This is a genomic window from Snuella lapsa (assembly GCF_039539345.1).
GTDB lineage: Bacteria > Bacteroidota > Bacteroidia > Flavobacteriales > Flavobacteriaceae > Snuella > Snuella lapsa.
In genome coordinates, this window is sequence record NZ_BAABCY010000019.1 from 90,919 (window position 1) to 109,077 (window position 18,159).

At 36.3% G+C, this 18,159-nt stretch carries 16 protein-coding genes; 8 read left to right on the top strand and 8 right to left on the bottom strand.

Annotation, left to right across the window (positions count from 1 at the left end):
• The first annotated feature begins 40 nt into the window (after nucleotides 1–40).
• The 5 genes from ABD792_RS03780 to ABD792_RS03800 all read left to right on the top strand — a co-directional run bounded on the left by ABD792_RS03780 (nucleotide 41) and on the right by ABD792_RS03800 (nucleotide 4,530).
• Entirely contained in the window at nucleotides 41–949 is a 909-nt protein-coding gene (locus ABD792_RS03780; protein WP_345004464.1) for a metal ABC transporter solute-binding protein, Zn/Mn family, read from the top strand.
• Between the two features lie 33 nt (nucleotides 950–982).
• Nucleotides 983–1,717 carry a metal ABC transporter ATP-binding protein gene (locus tag ABD792_RS03785; protein ID WP_345004465.1) on the top strand — a complete coding sequence of 245 codons (735 nt, stop codon included), beginning with the start codon at nucleotides 983–985 and terminating at the stop codon, nucleotides 1,715–1,717.
• Nucleotides 1,718–1,810: 93 nt separating this feature from the next.
• Nucleotides 1,811–2,938 carry a metal ABC transporter permease gene (locus ABD792_RS03790; RefSeq protein ID WP_345004483.1) on the top strand — a complete coding sequence of 376 codons (1,128 nt, stop codon included), beginning with the start codon at nucleotides 1,811–1,813 and terminating at the stop codon, nucleotides 2,936–2,938.
• Complete coding sequence (locus tag ABD792_RS03795) at nucleotides 2,931–4,091, top strand: metal ABC transporter permease (RefSeq protein WP_345004466.1); 1,161 nt, start codon at nucleotides 2,931–2,933, stop codon at nucleotides 4,089–4,091. Before ABD792_RS03790 ends, ABD792_RS03795 begins: the two co-directional genes overlap by 8 nt.
• A 79-nt stretch (nucleotides 4,092–4,170) precedes the next feature.
• Nucleotides 4,171–4,530 (top strand): YraN family protein, encoded by a 360-nt coding sequence (locus ABD792_RS03800; RefSeq protein WP_345004467.1) that lies wholly within the window; start codon nucleotides 4,171–4,173, stop codon nucleotides 4,528–4,530.
• A gap of 21 nt (nucleotides 4,531–4,551) precedes the next feature.
• On the opposite strand, the gene ABD792_RS03805 is transcribed toward ABD792_RS03800, so the two are convergent.
• Nucleotides 4,552–5,883, bottom strand: a complete 1,332-nt coding sequence (locus ABD792_RS03805) for a TlpA family protein disulfide reductase (RefSeq protein ID WP_345004468.1) — start codon at nucleotides 5,881–5,883, stop codon at nucleotides 4,552–4,554.
• Nucleotides 5,884–5,913: 30 nt separating this feature from the next.
• Nucleotides 5,914–9,264 carry a transcription-repair coupling factor gene (gene mfd / locus ABD792_RS03810; RefSeq protein ID WP_345004469.1) on the bottom strand — a complete coding sequence of 1,117 codons (3,351 nt, stop codon included), beginning with the start codon at nucleotides 9,262–9,264 and terminating at the stop codon, nucleotides 5,914–5,916.
• 238 nt (nucleotides 9,265–9,502) lie between these two features.
• On the opposite strand from mfd, the gene ABD792_RS03815 reads away from it, so the two are divergent.
• A complete protein-coding gene (locus ABD792_RS03815) occupies nucleotides 9,503–9,934 on the top strand; it encodes a tellurite resistance TerB family protein (protein WP_345004471.1) in 432 nt (143 codons plus the stop codon).
• A gap of 73 nt (nucleotides 9,935–10,007) precedes the next feature.
• Here the strand turns inward: ABD792_RS03815 and ABD792_RS03820 are convergent, their stop codons facing one another.
• From ABD792_RS03820 to ABD792_RS03840, 5 genes are all read right to left on the bottom strand, one after another.
• On the bottom strand, nucleotides 10,008–10,853 hold the full coding sequence (locus ABD792_RS03820; protein WP_345004472.1) for a hypothetical protein: 846 nt from the start codon (nucleotides 10,851–10,853) through the stop codon (nucleotides 10,008–10,010).
• Nucleotides 10,854–10,909: 56 nt separating this feature from the next.
• The gene (locus ABD792_RS03825; RefSeq protein WP_345004473.1) at nucleotides 10,910–13,036 is read right to left on the bottom strand and encodes a Tex family protein; all 2,127 of its coding nucleotides are present in this window, start codon (nucleotides 13,034–13,036) and stop codon (nucleotides 10,910–10,912) included.
• A gap of 114 nt (nucleotides 13,037–13,150) precedes the next feature.
• Complete coding sequence (locus ABD792_RS03830) at nucleotides 13,151–13,855, bottom strand: YiaD family glycine zipper/OmpA-like lipoprotein (protein ID WP_345004474.1); 705 nt, start codon at nucleotides 13,853–13,855, stop codon at nucleotides 13,151–13,153.
• 16 nt (nucleotides 13,856–13,871) lie between these two features.
• Nucleotides 13,872–14,342: a lipocalin gene (locus ABD792_RS03835; RefSeq protein ID WP_345004475.1), complete on the bottom strand. Its 471-nt coding sequence runs from the start codon at nucleotides 14,340–14,342 to the stop codon at nucleotides 13,872–13,874.
• A 452-nt stretch (nucleotides 14,343–14,794) separates the two neighbouring features.
• Nucleotides 14,795–15,313 carry a ferritin gene (locus tag ABD792_RS03840; protein ID WP_345004476.1) on the bottom strand — a complete coding sequence of 173 codons (519 nt, stop codon included), beginning with the start codon at nucleotides 15,311–15,313 and terminating at the stop codon, nucleotides 14,795–14,797.
• A gap of 225 nt (nucleotides 15,314–15,538) precedes the next feature.
• On the opposite strand from ABD792_RS03840, the gene ABD792_RS03845 reads away from it, so the two are divergent.
• Entirely contained in the window at nucleotides 15,539–16,462 is a 924-nt protein-coding gene (locus ABD792_RS03845; RefSeq protein ID WP_345004477.1) for a family 20 glycosylhydrolase, read from the top strand.
• Entirely contained in the window at nucleotides 16,443–17,600 is a 1,158-nt protein-coding gene (locus ABD792_RS03850; RefSeq protein ID WP_345004478.1) for a hypothetical protein, read from the top strand. The genes ABD792_RS03845 and ABD792_RS03850 overlap by 20 nt, the downstream gene beginning before the upstream one ends.
• 116 nt (nucleotides 17,601–17,716) lie before the next feature.
• On the opposite strand, the gene ABD792_RS03855 is transcribed toward ABD792_RS03850, so the two are convergent.
• On the bottom strand, nucleotides 17,717–18,097 hold the full coding sequence (locus tag ABD792_RS03855; RefSeq protein WP_345004479.1) for a cupredoxin domain-containing protein: 381 nt from the start codon (nucleotides 18,095–18,097) through the stop codon (nucleotides 17,717–17,719).
• Between the last annotated feature and the right edge of the window lie 62 nt (nucleotides 18,098–18,159).

An 18,159-nucleotide genomic window follows, 5' to 3' on the forward strand; every position in this document is an offset into this window, starting at 1 on the left:
CCTGCTTTTTATTAGTAACTTCGTAAAAAATTTTAATCGCGTGAAAAAGCTATTCTTTTTACTTATAATACCTGTTGTGTTTGGATGTAAAAACGAAAAAAAAAGTGATCAAAAACTTAACATCGTTACAACCACTACAATGATAACCGATTTACTGACCAACATAGGTGGCGACCTTATCAATGTTCAAGGTTTAATGGGCAGTGGTGTTGACCCCCATTTATACAAAGCAAGCGAAGGCGATGTTACAAAATTAGCCAATGCAGATATTATTTTTTATGGCGGTTTGCACTTAGAAGGAAAGCTTGTTGAAGTTTTTGAAAAAATGGCACATCAGAATAAAAAAACAGTAGCTCTTTCTGATGCTCTAAATCCTAATACACTTATAAGTTCGGAATCCTTTCAAGGCAACTTCGATCCCCATATTTGGTTTAACATTAGTTATTGGAAAACCATCACATCTTATGTAGTTAAAATACTCTCTGAAGCTAAACCAGAATACAAGCAAGCTTTTGAGTCCAATGGAAAAAGCTACATCGAAAAACTCACTATATTAGAATCTGAAGTAAATACCATTATAGAACAGCTTCCTAAAGAAAAACGCATTTTAGTAACGGCACATGATGCCTTCAATTATTTTGGAAAAGCATATGGTTTCAATGTTGTTGGCCTACAAGGTATCTCAACAGCTACAGAGGCTGGCGTTCAGGATGTTCAAAAACTGGCAGCTTTTATTATTGAAAACAAAGTAAAAGCTATTTTTGTAGAAAGTTCGGTTCCAAAACGAACCATCGAAGCACTAAAAGCAGCCGTGAATTCAAAAGATCACCACGTAGAAATTGGTGGCACTTTATATTCTGATGCTTTAGGAAGTGCTGGAACAGTTGAAGGAACTTATATAGGCATGTTTAAATACAATGTAAGCACTATTGTAAATGCACTAAAATAAAAACAGTCATAACAAAGACATAAATAATCGTATATGACAAAAATAGCTGTCCAAGTAGACGATTTAACAGTCGCTTATAATTACAAACCAGTACTTTGGGACATTGACTTAGAAATCCCTGAAGGTGTGCTTATGGCTATTGTTGGTCCTAATGGCGCTGGCAAATCCACACTTATCAAGTCTATCCTAGGTATTTTAAAACCCATTGCTGGAAGCGTTGGCATTTATGGAAAACCATACGACAAGCAACGCTCCCTGGTTGCTTACGTGCCACAGAAAGGCAGTGTAGATTGGGATTTCCCTACTACCGCTCTCGATGTTGTAATGATGGGAACCTATGGTAGCCTTGGCTGGATTAAACGTCCAGGACAAAAAGAAAAAAAAGCAGCCTTGGAAGCTCTTGAAAAAGTAGGTATGCTATCGTTTAAAAACAGACAAATAAGTCAGTTATCCGGCGGACAACAGCAACGTATTTTTTTAGCAAGAGCACTGGTGCAAAATGCCTCTATATATTTTATGGACGAACCATTTCAAGGCGTTGATGCGACTACCGAAATAGCTATTATCAATATCTTGAAAGAACTCCGAAAAGCAGGAAAAACAGTAGTTGTTGTACACCACGACCTACAAACGGTACCCGAGTATTTTGACTGGGTAACCTTTTTAAACGTCAAAAAGATAGCTACTGGCCCGGTTAAAGATATTTTTAACGACGATAACCTAACAAAAACTTACGGTATAAACTATAAAGTAGTAGTTAGTGACTAGTTGTTTAGTTGAAAAATAATTATAGATGAACCAAAGTTTAAATTCGAAAATCTTAATAGTTTTAAATTATACCTAACCTAATCACTAAAGGCTATCGACTTAACAGAATACATAGAACTCGTCTTTACAGACTACACACTTAGGACCATCACACTCGGAACAGCTATTTTAGGTGCGGTTTGTGGTATGTTAGGGAGTTTTGCCGTATTGCGCAAACAGAGTCTTTTGGGCGACGCCATTTCTCATGCCGCTTTGCCTGGCATTGCTATTGCTTTCTTAATTACTGGAGCCAAAGACAGCAACACTTTATTGCTGGGAGCTTTAATTAGCGGGCTTGTTGGTACCTTTTGGATTCGGGGCATTATTAGTAAAACCCATTTAAAATCCGATACTGCCTTAGGGCTTATCTTATCCTTGTTTTTTGGCTTTGGCATGTTATTATTAACATATATTCAAAAACTACCCAACGCAAATCAGGCTGGATTGGACAAGTATTTATTCGGACAAGCGGCAACACTTGTTGAAAGCGATGTTTGGCTCATGAGCATAGTTACAGGCATTTGCCTTTTGGTATTGTTGCTTTTCTGGAAAGAGTTCAAGATCCTATTGTTTGATGCAGATTACACAAAAACACTAGGCTTTAACATAAAGTTTATAGACATTTTAATTACAACGTTTATTGTATTGGCTATTGTTTTAGGACTACAAACTGTTGGTGTTGTACTTATGAGTGCCATGTTATTAGCTCCTGCCGCTGCTGCCAGGCAATGGACCAATAGTCTAAGTATGATGGTGTTTCTAGCTGCTGTATTCGGCTCCTTTTCCGGTGTGTTTGGAACCGCTATTAGCGCTAGCCAAAACAACCTGTCTACAGGCCCTGTTATTGTTATCGTTGCTGGTGTTTTTGTGCTGATTTCCTTTGTATTTTCACCAGGAAGAGGCCTCCTCTTTAAACAAATACGGTTTATTAAAAACCGTCGCGATTTAAAACTACATAAAACTCTGGCATTTATGTACCATATTGCCAAAACGCATGAAGATATTTCACACCCTCACACGATAAAGATTTTAAATAACTTTCAGGGCTATACAAAGGGAACGCTTCAAAAGTTAGTAGATAAACGCTATGTAAAACTTGAAAGCGGTAATTGGAGCCTAACTAACGAAGGCTATAAAACAGCAGCTAATTTATACAACCAACAATCCGAAAATAATGAGTAGCGCCCAATTGGAAATACAGCTGATTGCTAGTTTGGTTGCCATAGCCTGTGCCATTCCCGGAACCTTTTTGGTACTTCGTAAAATGGCCATGATAAGTGATGCTATTAGCCACTCCATCTTACCCGGTATTGTTATTGGCTTTTTCATTACTCAAGATCTAAATTCGCCCGTCCTTATACTTTTAGCTGCGCTTACTGGAATTATTACAGTAGTACTTGTAGAATACATACAAAAAACGGGGCTAGTTAAAGAAGACACAGCCATAGGGTTGGTATTCCCTGCTTTATTTAGCATTGGCGTGATATTAATTGCAAAAAACGCTAACGATATCCATTTAGACGTCGATGCGGTTTTACTAGGCGAACTTGCCTTTGCCCCTTTTGACAGACTCCTTGTTTCGGGAGTTGACCTTGGCCCAAAATCATTATGGATTATTGGCACTATTCTACTTATCACAATCACACTTTTAATAGCTTTTTTTAAAGAACTTAAAGTAAGCACCTTCGATGCTGGCCTGGCATCGGCACTGGGATTTTCACCAATGGTAATACATTACGGCTTAATGACGGTTTCTTCTGTTACTACTGTTGGTGCTTTTGATGCTGTAGGTGCTATATTGGTTGTCGCCTTGATGATTGCTCCTGCAGCAAGTGCCTATCTTATAACCAACAATTTAAAACGTATGTTAGCCTACGCCATTTGCTTTGGTGTAATTGGAGCCATTTCGGGGTATTGGATTGCGCATTGGCTGGATGCTTCTATTGCTGGATCTATAACATCTGTTTTGGGAATCCTTTTTTTAACAACCTATTTATTTGCTCCCAATAAAGGCATTATTGCCATTTTGTACAGAGAAAAACAACAACGCACCGAAGTATCATTACTTACATTTTTGTTGCATTTAAAAAATCATACCGATGAAACCGAACGTCATGTTAACCATCTTAACGAACATATTAACTGGCAAAAAGTGCGCTCTAAGACAGTTCTGGATTTAGCTCTTAAGAACAATATGATAGAAATTGAAAACAATATTGTATCTCTCACCGAAAAAGGCAATGTCTTTACAACGCAAGCCATAGACTACATTATTACCAACGAAGACTCTCAAATAGAAGACATGAAAGACGATTTCTTTTTGTTTAGGGGGTAATATTATTCAGAACAGAAATCATTTCGTAGCCAAAAACTACAAATTTTACTATATTGCCCTACATATATAAAAATCTTTCGTGGCACAACATAACGAACTTGGTAAAAAAGGCGAACAACTGGCAGAAGATTTCTTGCTGAAAAAAGGCTACGTTATCAAGGAACGAAACTACAGATTTGATAAAGCCGAGGTTGATATTATTGCGCAACTTAACGAAATACTAGCCATTGTTGAAGTTAAAACACGATCAACGATCGATTTCGGTAATCCGCAAGATTTTGTAAAACCTAAACAAATCCAACAACTTGTTAAAGCTGTAGATGCCTATATAATTAAAAACAATTTAAACGTAGATGTTCGGTTTGACATTATCGCTATTATAAAGAAGGGTAACGGTTATACCATAGAACACCTGGAAAATGCTTTCTACCATTTTTAACCATTCCTATAATAATAACGCTTATTCTACCTCAAAAAACTCCTTTAAAGCTTCAAAATCCTCAGGCTTTGAAACGATCTCCTTGTCTTTATTCAAAATAAAATAGGTGGGTGTAGCAGAAACATTATAACTATCCCCAATAGGGTTTTCCCATTTACCAGAACCATACACATGAATAAAATCTGGATAATTTTTAATAACTGATGCCCACTCATTTGGCTCTTCTTCCAAAGCTACAGCTACCACCTTAACATCTCTAGGCTTTCTGTTTTTAATGTAGGCTTCTAACAAAGGAATTTGATCCAAACAATGGGAACATGTACTACTCCAAAATACCAACACATAATTTTCTGCCCCCGTTAACTCACTTAATTTTCTTGGTCTTTTTTGGTTTTCATTGGGTTCTCCTAAAGAAAAATCGGGAGCCTTGCTACCTATCGAAGTATCCTTGTACAACAGCAATGCTCTTAACAATTCTTGATCGTTTAATAAAACTGCCAAATCCATCAGGTAGGCTTCCGCAATATAATTGGCAACGGGTTCTTCATTTAAATCAACCATTTGCTGCCATAATTCAACCAACAAACTTTTTTTAATCTCTGGATTTGTTTGCTCTATTGCTTTACAAAACGTATCAATGTTACTTATATAATTTGCTGTTTCATCAAGCCCTTTGGTCGACATTCCAAAAACATAATTTAGCATGCGTTCTATAAGAAAGCTGGAACTTTGGAGTACCTCATTATTAAAATCTACATGATCAAAATAATGCGCCTTTAAATTATCTGTATAGGTTGCTACATCTTCATATCCGTTAGGGATATAGGGTTTATTGGCTTTAATAAAATGCCAGGCTATCATCTCTTTTGTAGCTGATTCATAGTGCTCTTGCGTTTCTCTTTGCGTTTTAAAAATAGATGTCAAAGCGAGCGTATCTTCACTTTTTTCCCTATAAAACTTACCTATACTGTAGGTTATCATAGACATACTATTTGTATATGATGCTAATGATTTATTTTCGACAGAGGATTGGAATTTTACGCCTATTTCCGAATTAAAAGTAAGCACGATGTTTTCTTTGCCATTATAAATAACATCAAAATTATACTCTTCCTGCGGAATAGCGTATACCACCCTATATATACCCTTTGTAGCTGTAGAATCCATTGTAAACTCAAAACTTCCATCGACCCCTACTTTGGCATTAGCAACATAATTAGAAACTTGTGGCATAACCTTGTATAGCAAGGCTACTTTGTATTCTTCGGCTGGAGAAAACACCCCTTTTATAGTGTACTGTCCTAAAAGAATACTTGGTAGTAATAATACTAAAGTTGTAATGGATTTTAACATATTTGGTATTTATAACTATATAGACAATAATTAAGCCATAATAGGTTTTAGTATTTGCAATGCTTTCTTTACCGATTTAACACCTTCAAAAGTAAGCAATAAACGTAAACCATTGCGTGTTTGTTTTTCTTTCATTTTACAAGCTCCAGGATTGGATTGCACAAACTGGAGTACTTTTGAAAAATTTTTACTTTGATAAAAACTACTTTGCTGATCGTTTATAAAATACCCAACAAACTTACCATGTTTCATAACGATCTTTTCAAAACCTATTTTAGTCCCCAACCACTTAATACGAACACTATCTAGCAAATCCAATACTTGAACCGGTAATTCCCCAAACCGATCGACAAGCTCCACCTGAAACGCTTGCAATTCATCCTCGGTTTTTAAGTTATTAAGCTGCGTATAAAGATTTAATCTTTCAGCAATATTATTTACATAATCATCTGGAAACAATAATTCAAAATCCGAATCGATTATAATATCCTTTACATAAACCTTATCTTCATCGGCTTCTTGGTACAGATCCTTAAATTCATTCTCTTTTAGCTCATCGATAGCTTCATTCAATATTTTTTGATACGTATCAAACCCTATTTCATTTATAAACCCACTTTGTTCACCACCTAACAAATCTCCAGCTCCTCGTATTTCCAGATCCTTCATTGCTATATTGAAACCACTACCAAGCTCCGTAAATTGCTCCAAAGCAGTCATACGCTTCAGGGCATCTTCGGTCATTGCCGAATATTCCGGCGTTATGAAATAGCAAAAAGCTTTTTTATTGCTACGTCCAACACGTCCGCGCATTTGATGCAAATCACTAAGCCCAAAATTATTTGCATTATTAATAAAAATGGTATTTGCGTTAGGAACATCAAGCCCACTTTCCACAATTGTGGTACTTACCAATACATCAAAAGCACCATCCATAAAAGCCAACATAAGCTGCTCTAATTTTTTGCCTTCCATCTGCCCATGACCAATACCAATTTTAGCATCGGGAACTAACCTTTGGATCATCCCCGCAACTTCTTTAATGTTTTCAATACGGTTATGAATAAAAAATATCTGACCGCCTCGTTGTATTTCATAACTCACGGCATCACGAATGGTTTCTTCGTTAAAACGAATAACATGACTTTCAATAGGATACCGGTTAGGTGGCGGCGTAGTAATTACCGATAAATCCCTAGCTGCCATTAAACTAAACTGAAGCGTTCTCGGAATTGGTGTTGCCGTTAAAGTTAACACATCCACATTGTCCTTTAAAGTTTTCAACTTCTCTTTTACGGCCACTCCAAACTTTTGTTCTTCGTCTACAATAAGCAACCCTAAATCTTTAAACTTAACATTTTTATTAACGAGTTGATGGGTCCCGATAATGATATCTACACTCCCCTTTTCTAAGCTTTCTAATGTTTCCCGCTTTTCTTTAGCCGTCCTAAAGCGATTAACATAATCTACCGTAACAGGAAAATCCTTTAAGCGTGCAGAAAATGTCCTGTAATGTTGGTAGGCTAAAATTGTAGTAGGCACCAATACCGCTACTTGCTTCCCATTATCGACAGCTTTAAAGGCTGCACGAATAGCAACCTCGGTTTTACCAAATCCTACATCGCCACAAACTAGACGATCCATAGGACGTTCGCTTTCCATATCTGCTTTAATATCTGCAGTTGCAGAGCTCTGGTCTGGGGTATCTTCATAAATAAAAGACGATTCCAACTCTAACTGCATATAGCTATCGGGGTTGTACTGATATCCTTTTTGTGTCTTTCTTTTAGCATATAGCTTTATGAGATTAAAAGCAACATGCTTTACTCGCGCCTTGGTTTTTTGCTTTAGTGTTTTCCAAGCATTGCTCCCTAACTTATATACTTTTGGCGGTTTCCCATCTTTACCATTAAACTTGGTTATTTTATGTAGCGAGTGAATGCTTAAATACAATACATCGCGCTCACCATACACCAACTTTATAGCCTCTTGCTTCTTCCCTTCAACATCTATTTTTTGTAGCCCTCCAAATCTACCAATACCATGATCGATATGCGTTACGTAATCACCAATATCTAAGTTTGTAAGCTCTTTTAGTGTAATGGCCTGTTTTTTAGCATAACCATTTTTGATATGGAATTTATGGTATCTTTCAAAAATTTGATGGTCTGTATAACAAACTACTTTGGCATCATTATCAACAAACCCCTCATGTAACGATAGCACCAGAGTTTTATAGTGTACATCTTCTTCTACATCCTCAAAAATATCGTGAAACCGCTTTGCTTGTTGTTCACTAACGCAGGCTATATAGTTATCGTATCCCTCACTAAACTTTGCATTTAAATCTTCAATTAACAAATTGAATTGCTTGTTAAAGGCTGGTTGCGGCATCGTATTAAATTCGATGCTATGAGATACTTTTCCCGTACTTGACAGGATCGCCGAACTACCAAATTCTATAATCGAAAAATCCAACAGTTGTCTTTTAAGCATCTCCGAATTACAGAACAACTCATTGGGTTCTGCATGCTTAATATCTGCCGACAGTGTTTTAAAAGCAGCTTCGGCCTTAGCATAAAAATCATCTATCCTTGAAAAAAACAACTCTGCATTTTTAAGACATATCGTCGTTTTGCCTGCTATGTAATTCAAAAAACTTTGTCGGCGCTCTTCTAAAAGCTTGTTGGCTACATTGGGAATAATATTTATCTTTTTTATCTGCTCTACAGACAACTGTGTCTCAACATCGAAGGTTCTAATACTGTCTACTTCATCTCCAAAAAACTCAATGCGATAAGGCTCATCGTTCGAAAAGGAAAACACATCAACAATACCTCCGCGAACTGAGAAATCACCTGGCTCTGTTACAAAATCGACTCTTTTGAATTTGTACTCAAATAACACTTCGTTAACAAAATCAATAGACAGGTTATCTCCAACACCAACTTTTAACGTATTCCTCTCTAATTCTTTTCTAGTAACTACCTGCTCAAAAAGCGCATCGGGATAGGTAACAATAATGGCCGGCTTTTTACGAGAGTTTATACGGTTTAACACCTCGGCCCGCAGCAAAACATTAGCATTATCTGTTTCCTCTATTTGATAAGGTCTCCGATAGCTGCCAGGATAAAACAAAACATCCTTATCACTACATAACTGCTCTAAGTCGTTTAGATAAAAAGCAGCTTCTTCTTTATCATTAAAAACGATTAAAAATGGGGCTTTAGACGCTTTAAAAACATTTGAAATAACAAAAGAAAAAGACGATCCAACGAGCCCTTTAACATGTACTTTCCTTTTGGAATCGGCAATAGCTGCCTCCAGCTTTTGCGTTTGCAAAAGCTGTGCGTAAGTCTGAGAGAGAATGGTTTTACTCAACTAATTAAATTTGTAAGTCCTTGGTTTTACACCACACATATTTACGTGCAAATATAACCAAGAATTACAAATTATAAACGTTTGAACTTATTGCTTTTAACATACAATGCTATTTGTTTTTTTAGTATCTTATAATACGAAATCAATGAAAAAAAAGACGGTCTAATTTATCCTACTTTTCATTTTAATTTGTACAAAAAAAAATGTAGGTTTGCAGCATATAAAAACAACATATAATATGTCGATTTCAGATTTATTTGACAGTGGATTTAAAAAGCGTAACGAAGATCATTTTGCCGCTATCGTGCGTGTTGCTATGGATGATGGTGTAATCTCTGAAGAGGAAAGAGCCTTTTTAGACAGGTTGGCCCATAATTTAAGTATTAGCGAGGATGATTATAAACAAATCTTAAAAGATTATAAATCGCATCCAATTAATCCTCCGCATTCATACGATATGAGATTAGAGCGTTTATACGACTTGGCTCGTATGGTATACGTAGATCACATTAAAGGTGACCATGAAGAAGTTCTGTTAACAAAAATTGCTGTTGGTTTAGGTTTTACACCATCAAACGTAAAATATGTTATAGACAAGGCATTGACTTTAGTAAGCGAGGGTGCTACGCTCGACACCTTTACCGAAGAAATAAAAAACATGAATAGATAAGTACAGATATTTCTGTGTATCGAAAAGGGAGAACCAAATAGTTCTCCCTTTTTTTATAAAATGCTCTAACAACTCATTTCTTATAAAACGGTGTCCGTTTAGCTAAATACTTTAGTGTTATTTTATAAGCATCCTGTGTGTTCCAAAATGCTGTATGATCCTGGCTAAATATACTACTGCCCCTATCATTATATATATTCATTATCATAGACGTTGAGTAATTTTGAACCGTTGTTGAACTGGAACTACTTGAAGTCTTAACTTTATTATCATTAAAAATATTACCTATTAAATTTCCTTTTTTATCTACATGTACTTTATTATCACGCTTTGATGTAATCGTGGCATTTGAACTACTAAAAGTATTCTGCTGTGTTTTTTCGACCGAAACCGTTCCCTGAATAACATATTCTACACCTAGCACATGACATATCTCTCCCATAGTAAAACCATCAATATTATTATTGGTTACACCCGCTTTTATCAACAAAGCATTGGTTGTCCTTGGATCTTGGTACTTCAGCTCACCATTATGCTTGCTAAAAACTGAAAAAGCCTCCTGCTGAATTCTGTTAGATATTACTTCAGAGCCCTTACTTTCATCTTTTATATAAGCAAAAGGAAGAATCGCAACCCTATTGTGATGATCCTCAATGTTTACATCTTGTCCTTTCAAAGAACTTGTCTTATTAAAAAACTCAATCCTTCCAGAAGCGAACGTAATTTTTACAATATCGCTTTTTTTAACATTGTAATTTACGGATTCATTCTTATAAACAAACTTAACAGTATCGTCATTAATTTCCTTAACGGTCCCTTCCATCTCTTCACCATTAGTCTTCAATATAATATCATTATTTTGGGCTACCGTCGAAAACGTCCCTAATACAATAAGCACAAAAAACAAAAAAGACCTCATCTTTTATAATTTAGAGTTTCACAAAACACTACAATTTACAAATATTTGATTACAAATTACTTATATAACTTTAACTGAATTCGCTTTCTAGGAATATCCACATCTAAAACCTTAACAATAACTTGTTGGTGCAAACTCACGTGTTCGTTTACATCTTTTACAAAACCATCTGACAGGTTAGACACATGAATTAGCCCGCTTTCTTTAATACCAATATCCACAAAACAACCAAAATTGGTTATATTATTTACAATCCCAGGCAACAATTGTCCTTCCCGAAGATCGTTAATTGTTTTAATATTTTGATTAAAGGTAAACACCTTAGCCTTTTCACGAATATCCAATCCCGGTTTTTCGAGTTCTTTAATTATATCCTTAAGTGTTGGCAAGCCAATAGTATCTGTACAGTAGGTTTCTAAATTTATGCTTTGAAGCTCTTTTGTGTTTCCAATAAGCTCCCTAATGTTCTTCCTCAAATCCTTGGCCATTTTAACAACAATGGCATAACTTTCAGGGTGAACCGCCGAATCGTCTAATGGATTTCTAGCATCCTTAATTCTTAAAAACGCAGCACCTTGTTCAAATGCTTTACCTCCTAGACGAGGCACTTTTTTAATATCTTCCCTTGAAGTAAATTTGCCTTGTTCATCACGATAAGCCACTATATTTTCTGCTAGCTTTACACCTATACCCGAAACATAACTCAACAAGGATTTGCTTGCTGTATTAATATTAACGCCAACAGCATTTACACAACTCTCAACCACCGTATCGAGTTCTTTTTTTAATTTTGTCTGATCAACATCATGTTGATACTGCCCGACACCAATTGATTTAGCATCTATCTTAACCAGTTCTGCCAAAGGATCTTGTAAACGCCTTCCAATAGAAACCGAGCCGCGCACGGTAACATCGTAATTAGGAAATTCTTCCCGCGCTATCTTTGAAGCCGAATAAATACTGGCACCTGCTTCACTAACCACAAATACCTCTATCTCATTTTTAAAACGAATTCTTCTAATAAGTGCTTCTGTTTCGCGTGAGGCCGTTCCATTTCCAATGGCTATGGCTTCAATCTTATAAGCATCAGCCAGAGAGCTTATCTTTTTCATTGCTCCTGCAGTATCATTTTTTGGTGGATGAGGGTATATTGTTTCGTTATATTTCAATTGTCCCTGTGCATCTAAACACACTATTTTACATCCCGTTCGATATCCGGGATCAATACCCATAACACGCTTTTCCCCTAGTGGAGCTCCTAATAACAACTGTTTTAAATTTTTAGCAAATACCATAATGGCAGAGGCATCAGCTCTTTCTTTTGCTATTTGTAAAGCCTCATTGCTAAGCGATGGCAATATTAAACGCTTGTATGCATCTTTAATAGCTATTTGTATTTGATCTGAACATCCGTTTTTAGAACGAATAATCCTGTTTTCGATATGTTCAATAGCTCGCTCATTATCAATCTCTATCTTAACTCTAACAAAACCTTCTTTTTCTGCTCTTAAAACAGCCAGTAACCGATGTGACGGCATACGGGTTAAGCTTTCAGACCAATCAAAGTAATCCTTAAACTTTTGCGCTTGCTCTTCATCTGCTTTTGTTTTAATGACTTTAGTAGAGAGCATAGCGTAACGCTCTAACTGGTTACGAATATAATTTCTAATATCACTACGTTCGTTTACCCATTCAGAAATAATGTTACGGGCTCCTTCTAAGGCATCGTCAATAGTATTTACTCCTCCTTTTACATATATATTAGCAATAGGCTCAAGATCATTGGTATTTTGTGCCATTATAATTTTAGCCAAAGGCTCCAACCCCAAAGCCTTAGCGTTGTCTGCTTTTGTTTTACGGCTTTTTTTATATGGCAGATATAGGTCTTCCAAAGCCATCAGGTCTTCAGCATTCTTTACTCTTTGTTCCAGATTGGGTGTTAAAACGCCTTGTTCCCCTAAAGCCTTTAAAATAGTTAACTTTCGCTTTTCTAAAGTTTCATACTGTTCTTTGAACTTAACTATTTCACCTATTTGAACCTCATCTAAATTACCGGTTCGTTCTTTTCGGTAACGTGCAATAAAAGGAACGGTACAATCTTCATTTAATAATTCAATTGTATTTTTTACAGATTGGGTCGATAATTGGGTTTGTCCTACTATAAAGGATATTATACTGGTCATTAAAATATGTATAGCTTAATTGTTTATTAAGAAATTTAAACTGTGTCTAAAAAAAAATCTCGCTTTCAAAGTAACATTGAAAACGAGATGTTCACAAATTTAATCTGTTTTTTTTTAATTGCCAGCTTCTGCTTTAGCCGCTTCTATCATTTTCTCATTTGGCAAGATGGCTATGTTAACACGTCTGTTCTTTGCACGCCCTTCTGCTGTTGCATTGTCATGTAAAGGTTGCGTTTCTCCAAACCAATTGGTAGTTAAACGCCCCTGACTTATACCTTTCTGTACCAGATAATTCGTAACGGCATAAGCACGATTTTTAGAAAGTGTCATATTGTAATCTTCAGCACCGGTACTATCGGTATGCCCAACAACCAAAAGATTGGTATCTGGGTATTCTTTAAAAACGCCTATAAGCTTATTTAAAGTGGTTTGAGAAGCTGCATTGATATTGTACTTATTGGTATCAAAATACACACCACTATTTTCATCGAAGGTTACAACAATACCATCATCTACACGTTCTACCTGAGCTCCTGGAATTTCTTCCTCTATTTGCTGTGCTTGTTTATCCATTTTCTTTCCAATAAGCACGCCTGCGGTTCCTCCAACAACACCACCAATAACGGCTCCCAATTCGCCATTACCACCTTTTCCAACATTATTACCTATAATAGCACCTAAAACTGCTCCTCCAGTTGCTCCAATTACACCTCCCTTTTGAGCATTGTTTGCATTCTGGATTGCTTTACAATTAGTAAGGCTTGCTGTAATTGCAACAGCAAAAATTAATATACTTGCTCTTTTTAATATTTTTCTCATTTGTCAATATTTTTTTTTAAGATTTTGTAAAGTTCATAGTAATTGTAAACGGCTTTCCATCTACTGATACGGTTTGCTGCCATTGCATGGCGGTATCCGATAAGGATGCTAAGCGCAACCTAAAGCCCTGTTTAGTTTCCGATTTATGTTTCTCGTTGGTAGGCTTCAATAAAAAATCATAAAGCCCTGTTTGCTTATTTATTTCATCAATTGTAAAAATAAAATGACGGTCACCAGTTTCGCAAGCGTATTTACCGATAGAATATATGCCAGTATTATTATTAGGTACAAACTGCCAAGTACTCCCCTCAAAGCAAGCTTTGGAAACATCATTAAGCAAAGTGACATTGTATGTCCCGGCTTCACTATAACTAATTGAATTTAATGTCCAATTGCCTTTCATAACTTTTTTAGAATCTCTTATAGTTTTTGATCCTCCACAGGCCATTAAAGTCACGGCCATAACTAATAAAATTATTCGTTTCATATAATATTTATAAAAATTAATAGCATACACTAACATATACGTGAGGATACCGTTTATAGATTAGATAAAACAAATAACTCTTAAAAACTATTACAGTATTACTCTTTAGTTTTATAGACACAAATCTAAATGGGATTGTCACATATACTAAAAAAAACAGACTACTTTATCTAATAATCTGCTCTTCATATATAATTAATAAACGGCTTGAAACATTAAGCCACTTTCTTGAGTAAGTCATAGCACGGGCACTTCTTACAGCGTTTGTTCTCGCCTTTTTTGTATTTCTTGCAGCAACTGCTCTTTACTTTTTCAGGAAGTACTATTCCCGCCTTTTCAAGTTTCTTAATTGCCTTTTTTTTCTTCTTTTTGCCCAAGAGAATCCATCTAAATGATTACTTCGGGCAAAAGTAGTTGTTTTTATTAAATCTAAATAAGGTTAAATGTTAAAATTATTGAATATCTTCTGCAGAAGCGGTATTTACGGTTAGGGTCTGTATATCTCTATCGAACAAGTACAGACCTCCCTTATCGTCCCCAATTAAATTTATTTTATCTAAAATCGTACGAGCCATGGCTTCTTCTTCAATTTGCTCAGAAACGTACCACTGCAAAAAGTTATGCGTCGCATAATCCTTTTCCTGTAGGGTAACATGAACCAATTCATTAATACTTTCTGAAACAAAGACTTCGTGTTCGAAAAGCTTTTTAAACATTTCTTTAAACGATTTGAATGTTACATTCGGCGCCTTTAAGGCCGAAATTTGAGCATGCCCGCCCCGCTCATTTACAAACTTAACAAGCTTCAACATATGGTCTCGCTCTTCATCGGATTGTTTGTACATAAAATTCGAAATACCTTCAAGACCTTTTATTTCCGCCCAGCAGGCCATTGCCAAATAGATCTGCGACGATTCTGCTTCAATTCTTATTTGATCATTAAGTGCTTTTTCTATCTTTTTTAATAACATAATACGGCTTTTTTGTAAAGTTACGGCTTTCTTGACTTTTCTCACAAACCGACATCAAATTATTTAATGAAAACCTAAACCCATACTTTAAACCCATTTTCTAAAACACCATGCGGTCTATGTAACCTTAAAAAAGTACCTTTAGTCTCCAAAATTGAAAATAAATAGTTCATGAACATTTACAAATCGGGAAGCCTCCTTTCTTATGGAATGCTTCTACTTCTTATGATTAGCGGATATAAGGCAATGCCTCAAGACATCGCTTCCTCCAATGCCCCGGATAACAGCAAAGCTTTTCATTCCAAATTTTCTTCATACGAACTAGATGAAGATCCGGTAAAACTCATTCCCAGACCTCAGACCATTCGTTGGGAGCATAAGCATATCGAAATAACAGCAATCTCTTTTATCCCTCTCAATAATACCGATTCTCACGTTTTAGATAAGGAAGTAACGCAAATTTGTAAAGATTATAGGATTGTTTTAAAACAAGATAATTCTTATCGTATCGCGTTTTTAACCGACAAGAATGTATTACCTGAAGGCTATATTATGGAGGTTACAAAAAAAGGAATCAATATCAAGGCTTCCACCGAGTCAGGACATTATTATGCACTACAAACATTACGTCAGCTCTTGAGGCAAAAAAGTGATGGCGTTTTACAATTAGAATTATGTCGTATAGAAGACCATCCGGCTTTTCCAATACGCGGATACATGATCGACGTAGGCCGCAATTTTCAAACGATGGCTTCCCTGAAGAAGCAATTAGACATCATGTCTAAATATAAACTGAACACCTTTCATTGGCATCTTACTGACAGGCCTGCATGGCGCATCGAAAGCAAGGCATACCCACAACTGGTGGCCCCTGAAAATCACAGACCAACAAGAGATCCCGGTAAATACTACACCTACAACGACATACGGGAACTGATATCTTATGCCAGGGAACGTCAAATTACCATAATCCCTGAAATCGACATGCCCGGTCATAGTGATTCGTTTGTCCAAGCAATGGGATTCAGAATGGAATCGAATGAGGGCATGAACGCCTTGAAAACTGTTTTGAATGAATTTTTTAGTGAAATTCCAAAAGAAATGGCCCCAATGATACACATCGGATCCGATGAAATTCGGATCCGATGAAATTCATATCAAAAACCCGAAGGAGTTTATCTCAAAAATGGTAAAAATAGTTGAAGATAATGATCGAAAAGCGATTGTATGGTCCCCGGGACTAGAAGCAGACAAAAGTGTGATAAGGCAAACATGGGGTAGCAATCCTAATCTGAATCCGGACGGAATAGAAGAAATAGATTCACAAAGAAGCTATATTAACGGAGGAGAACCCATGTCGTTCATCAATACCCTTTTATTTAAACCTATTGGCTCCGAATCCCATAATAAGGTATTGGGAGGTATTATATGCTTATGGCCAGACGTTAACTTAAACGATGAAAACGATGCATTTATACAAAACCCCGCATACCCTGCTTTACTCACTTATGCCTGGTCTACCTGGACCGCGGATATAACATCGGCTCCCGACAGTTACTTGGTAAATCCACCCACTAACAATGCCGAGGCTGCCAGATATTTTAAACACTATGAAAATTTTTTAATCGATCATAAAGATCGTTATTTTTCTAAAGAACCTTTTCCTTATGTTGCCCAAAGTGACAAGCAGTGGCATGTTATAGGCCCCTTTAATGGAAACGATGGTGACGACATTCTTAAAATTGATGCTTCTCACTATTCCTATAACGGAAAAGACATCAAATGGCAAAAGGCATCCGGGAATACTTTGGTTATCAAAGCGCGCTGGCTGAATAACGGCTACTTCCCCGAGATCAAACCCGATCAGTGTGCTTATGCTATGACCTATATATATAGCGATGAACAAAAGCAGGTCCCATCGTGGATCAATTTTGAGACCCCTCTAAGAGCCAATAGAGTGTATTCAGGACTGCCTGATAACGGAAAGTGGGATGCCAATGGCGGTATCATTTACTTAAACGACAAAGAATTACCAGGCCCACAATGGCAAAACCCTAATTGGAAACCCAGCAAACAAAAGGGATGGGGGTCTGCAGAAGATCAGGAAATTCCCTGGAGTAAAGAAGAACTCTATTGGACCAGACAACCCTTTTTGTTAACCCTAAACAAAGGATGGAACAAAATAGTGGTAAAAATACCCTATACAAATGATTTTCAAAACTGCACCTTTACGTTTATTCCCTTAGACATGGAAGGTCTTAAATTTTCCGTCGATCAAAGTAAATAACAATGTTTATCAGTCCTAAAACCAATCATGAAAACATTAACCCTAAACAATAGAGTAAGGCTGCTCATGTCTTTTGAACATGAACAGCCTTACTTTATTACTTTATACCTCGAAAACTACTTTACTTCCAAAATATATTGTGGAGTCGGATTCAATGGACAGAAATACACATATTCCCCTTTTTTCAATGTTGTAGCTTTAGACTTTTCAACTTTTCCGTCTTTAACAACAGTTGTTACATAGGCTGTTTTTATGTGATTTTCGGGATTACCGGCATCCTTTCCTTTTGGAACCAATACCAGACCAACATCCTTTCCAACATGATTATTTGACACCTCAAAAACGTAGGTTCCTTCACTAACCGTTATGGCCTTCTGGGTAAACTCTCCCGGGGTTTGCTCTAATGAGATCACCTTTACGTTATTACTGCTCTCCTGCGCATTAGCATCAATTACAAATGCCAATGCTAAAACTAAAATTAAAACGATTCTTTTCACACGAATAAATTTAAGTTAAACATTTAATTTTCAGTATTTTAATTATTATCAGTTAAGGACAC

Coding starts and splice junctions, on each gene's coding strand:
- ABD792_RS03785 (WP_345004465.1), top strand. CDS start 983: ATGACAAAAATAGCTGTCCAAGTAGACGATTTAACAGTCGCTTATAAT.
- ABD792_RS03795 (WP_345004466.1), top strand. CDS start 2,931: ATGAGTAGCGCCCAATTGGAAATACAGCTGATTGCTAGTTTGGTTGCC.
- ABD792_RS03805 (WP_345004468.1), bottom strand. CDS start 5,883: ATGTTAAAATCCATTACAACTTTAGTATTATTACTACCAAGTATTCTT.
- ABD792_RS03815 (WP_345004471.1), top strand. CDS start 9,503: ATGTCGATTTCAGATTTATTTGACAGTGGATTTAAAAAGCGTAACGAA.
- ABD792_RS03820 (WP_345004472.1), bottom strand. CDS start 10,853: ATGAGGTCTTTTTTGTTTTTTGTGCTTATTGTATTAGGGACGTTTTCG.
- ABD792_RS03825 (WP_345004473.1), bottom strand. CDS start 13,036: ATGACCAGTATAATATCCTTTATAGTAGGACAAACCCAATTATCGACC.
- ABD792_RS03830 (WP_345004474.1), bottom strand. CDS start 13,855: ATGAGAAAAATATTAAAAAGAGCAAGTATATTAATTTTTGCTGTTGCA.
- ABD792_RS03835 (WP_345004475.1), bottom strand. CDS start 14,342: ATGAAACGAATAATTTTATTAGTTATGGCCGTGACTTTAATGGCCTGT.
- ABD792_RS03840 (WP_345004476.1), bottom strand. CDS start 15,313: ATGTTATTAAAAAAGATAGAAAAAGCACTTAATGATCAAATAAGAATT.
- ABD792_RS03845 (WP_345004477.1), top strand. CDS start 15,539: ATGATTAGCGGATATAAGGCAATGCCTCAAGACATCGCTTCCTCCAAT.
- ABD792_RS03850 (WP_345004478.1), top strand. CDS start 16,443: ATGAAATTCGGATCCGATGAAATTCATATCAAAAACCCGAAGGAGTTT.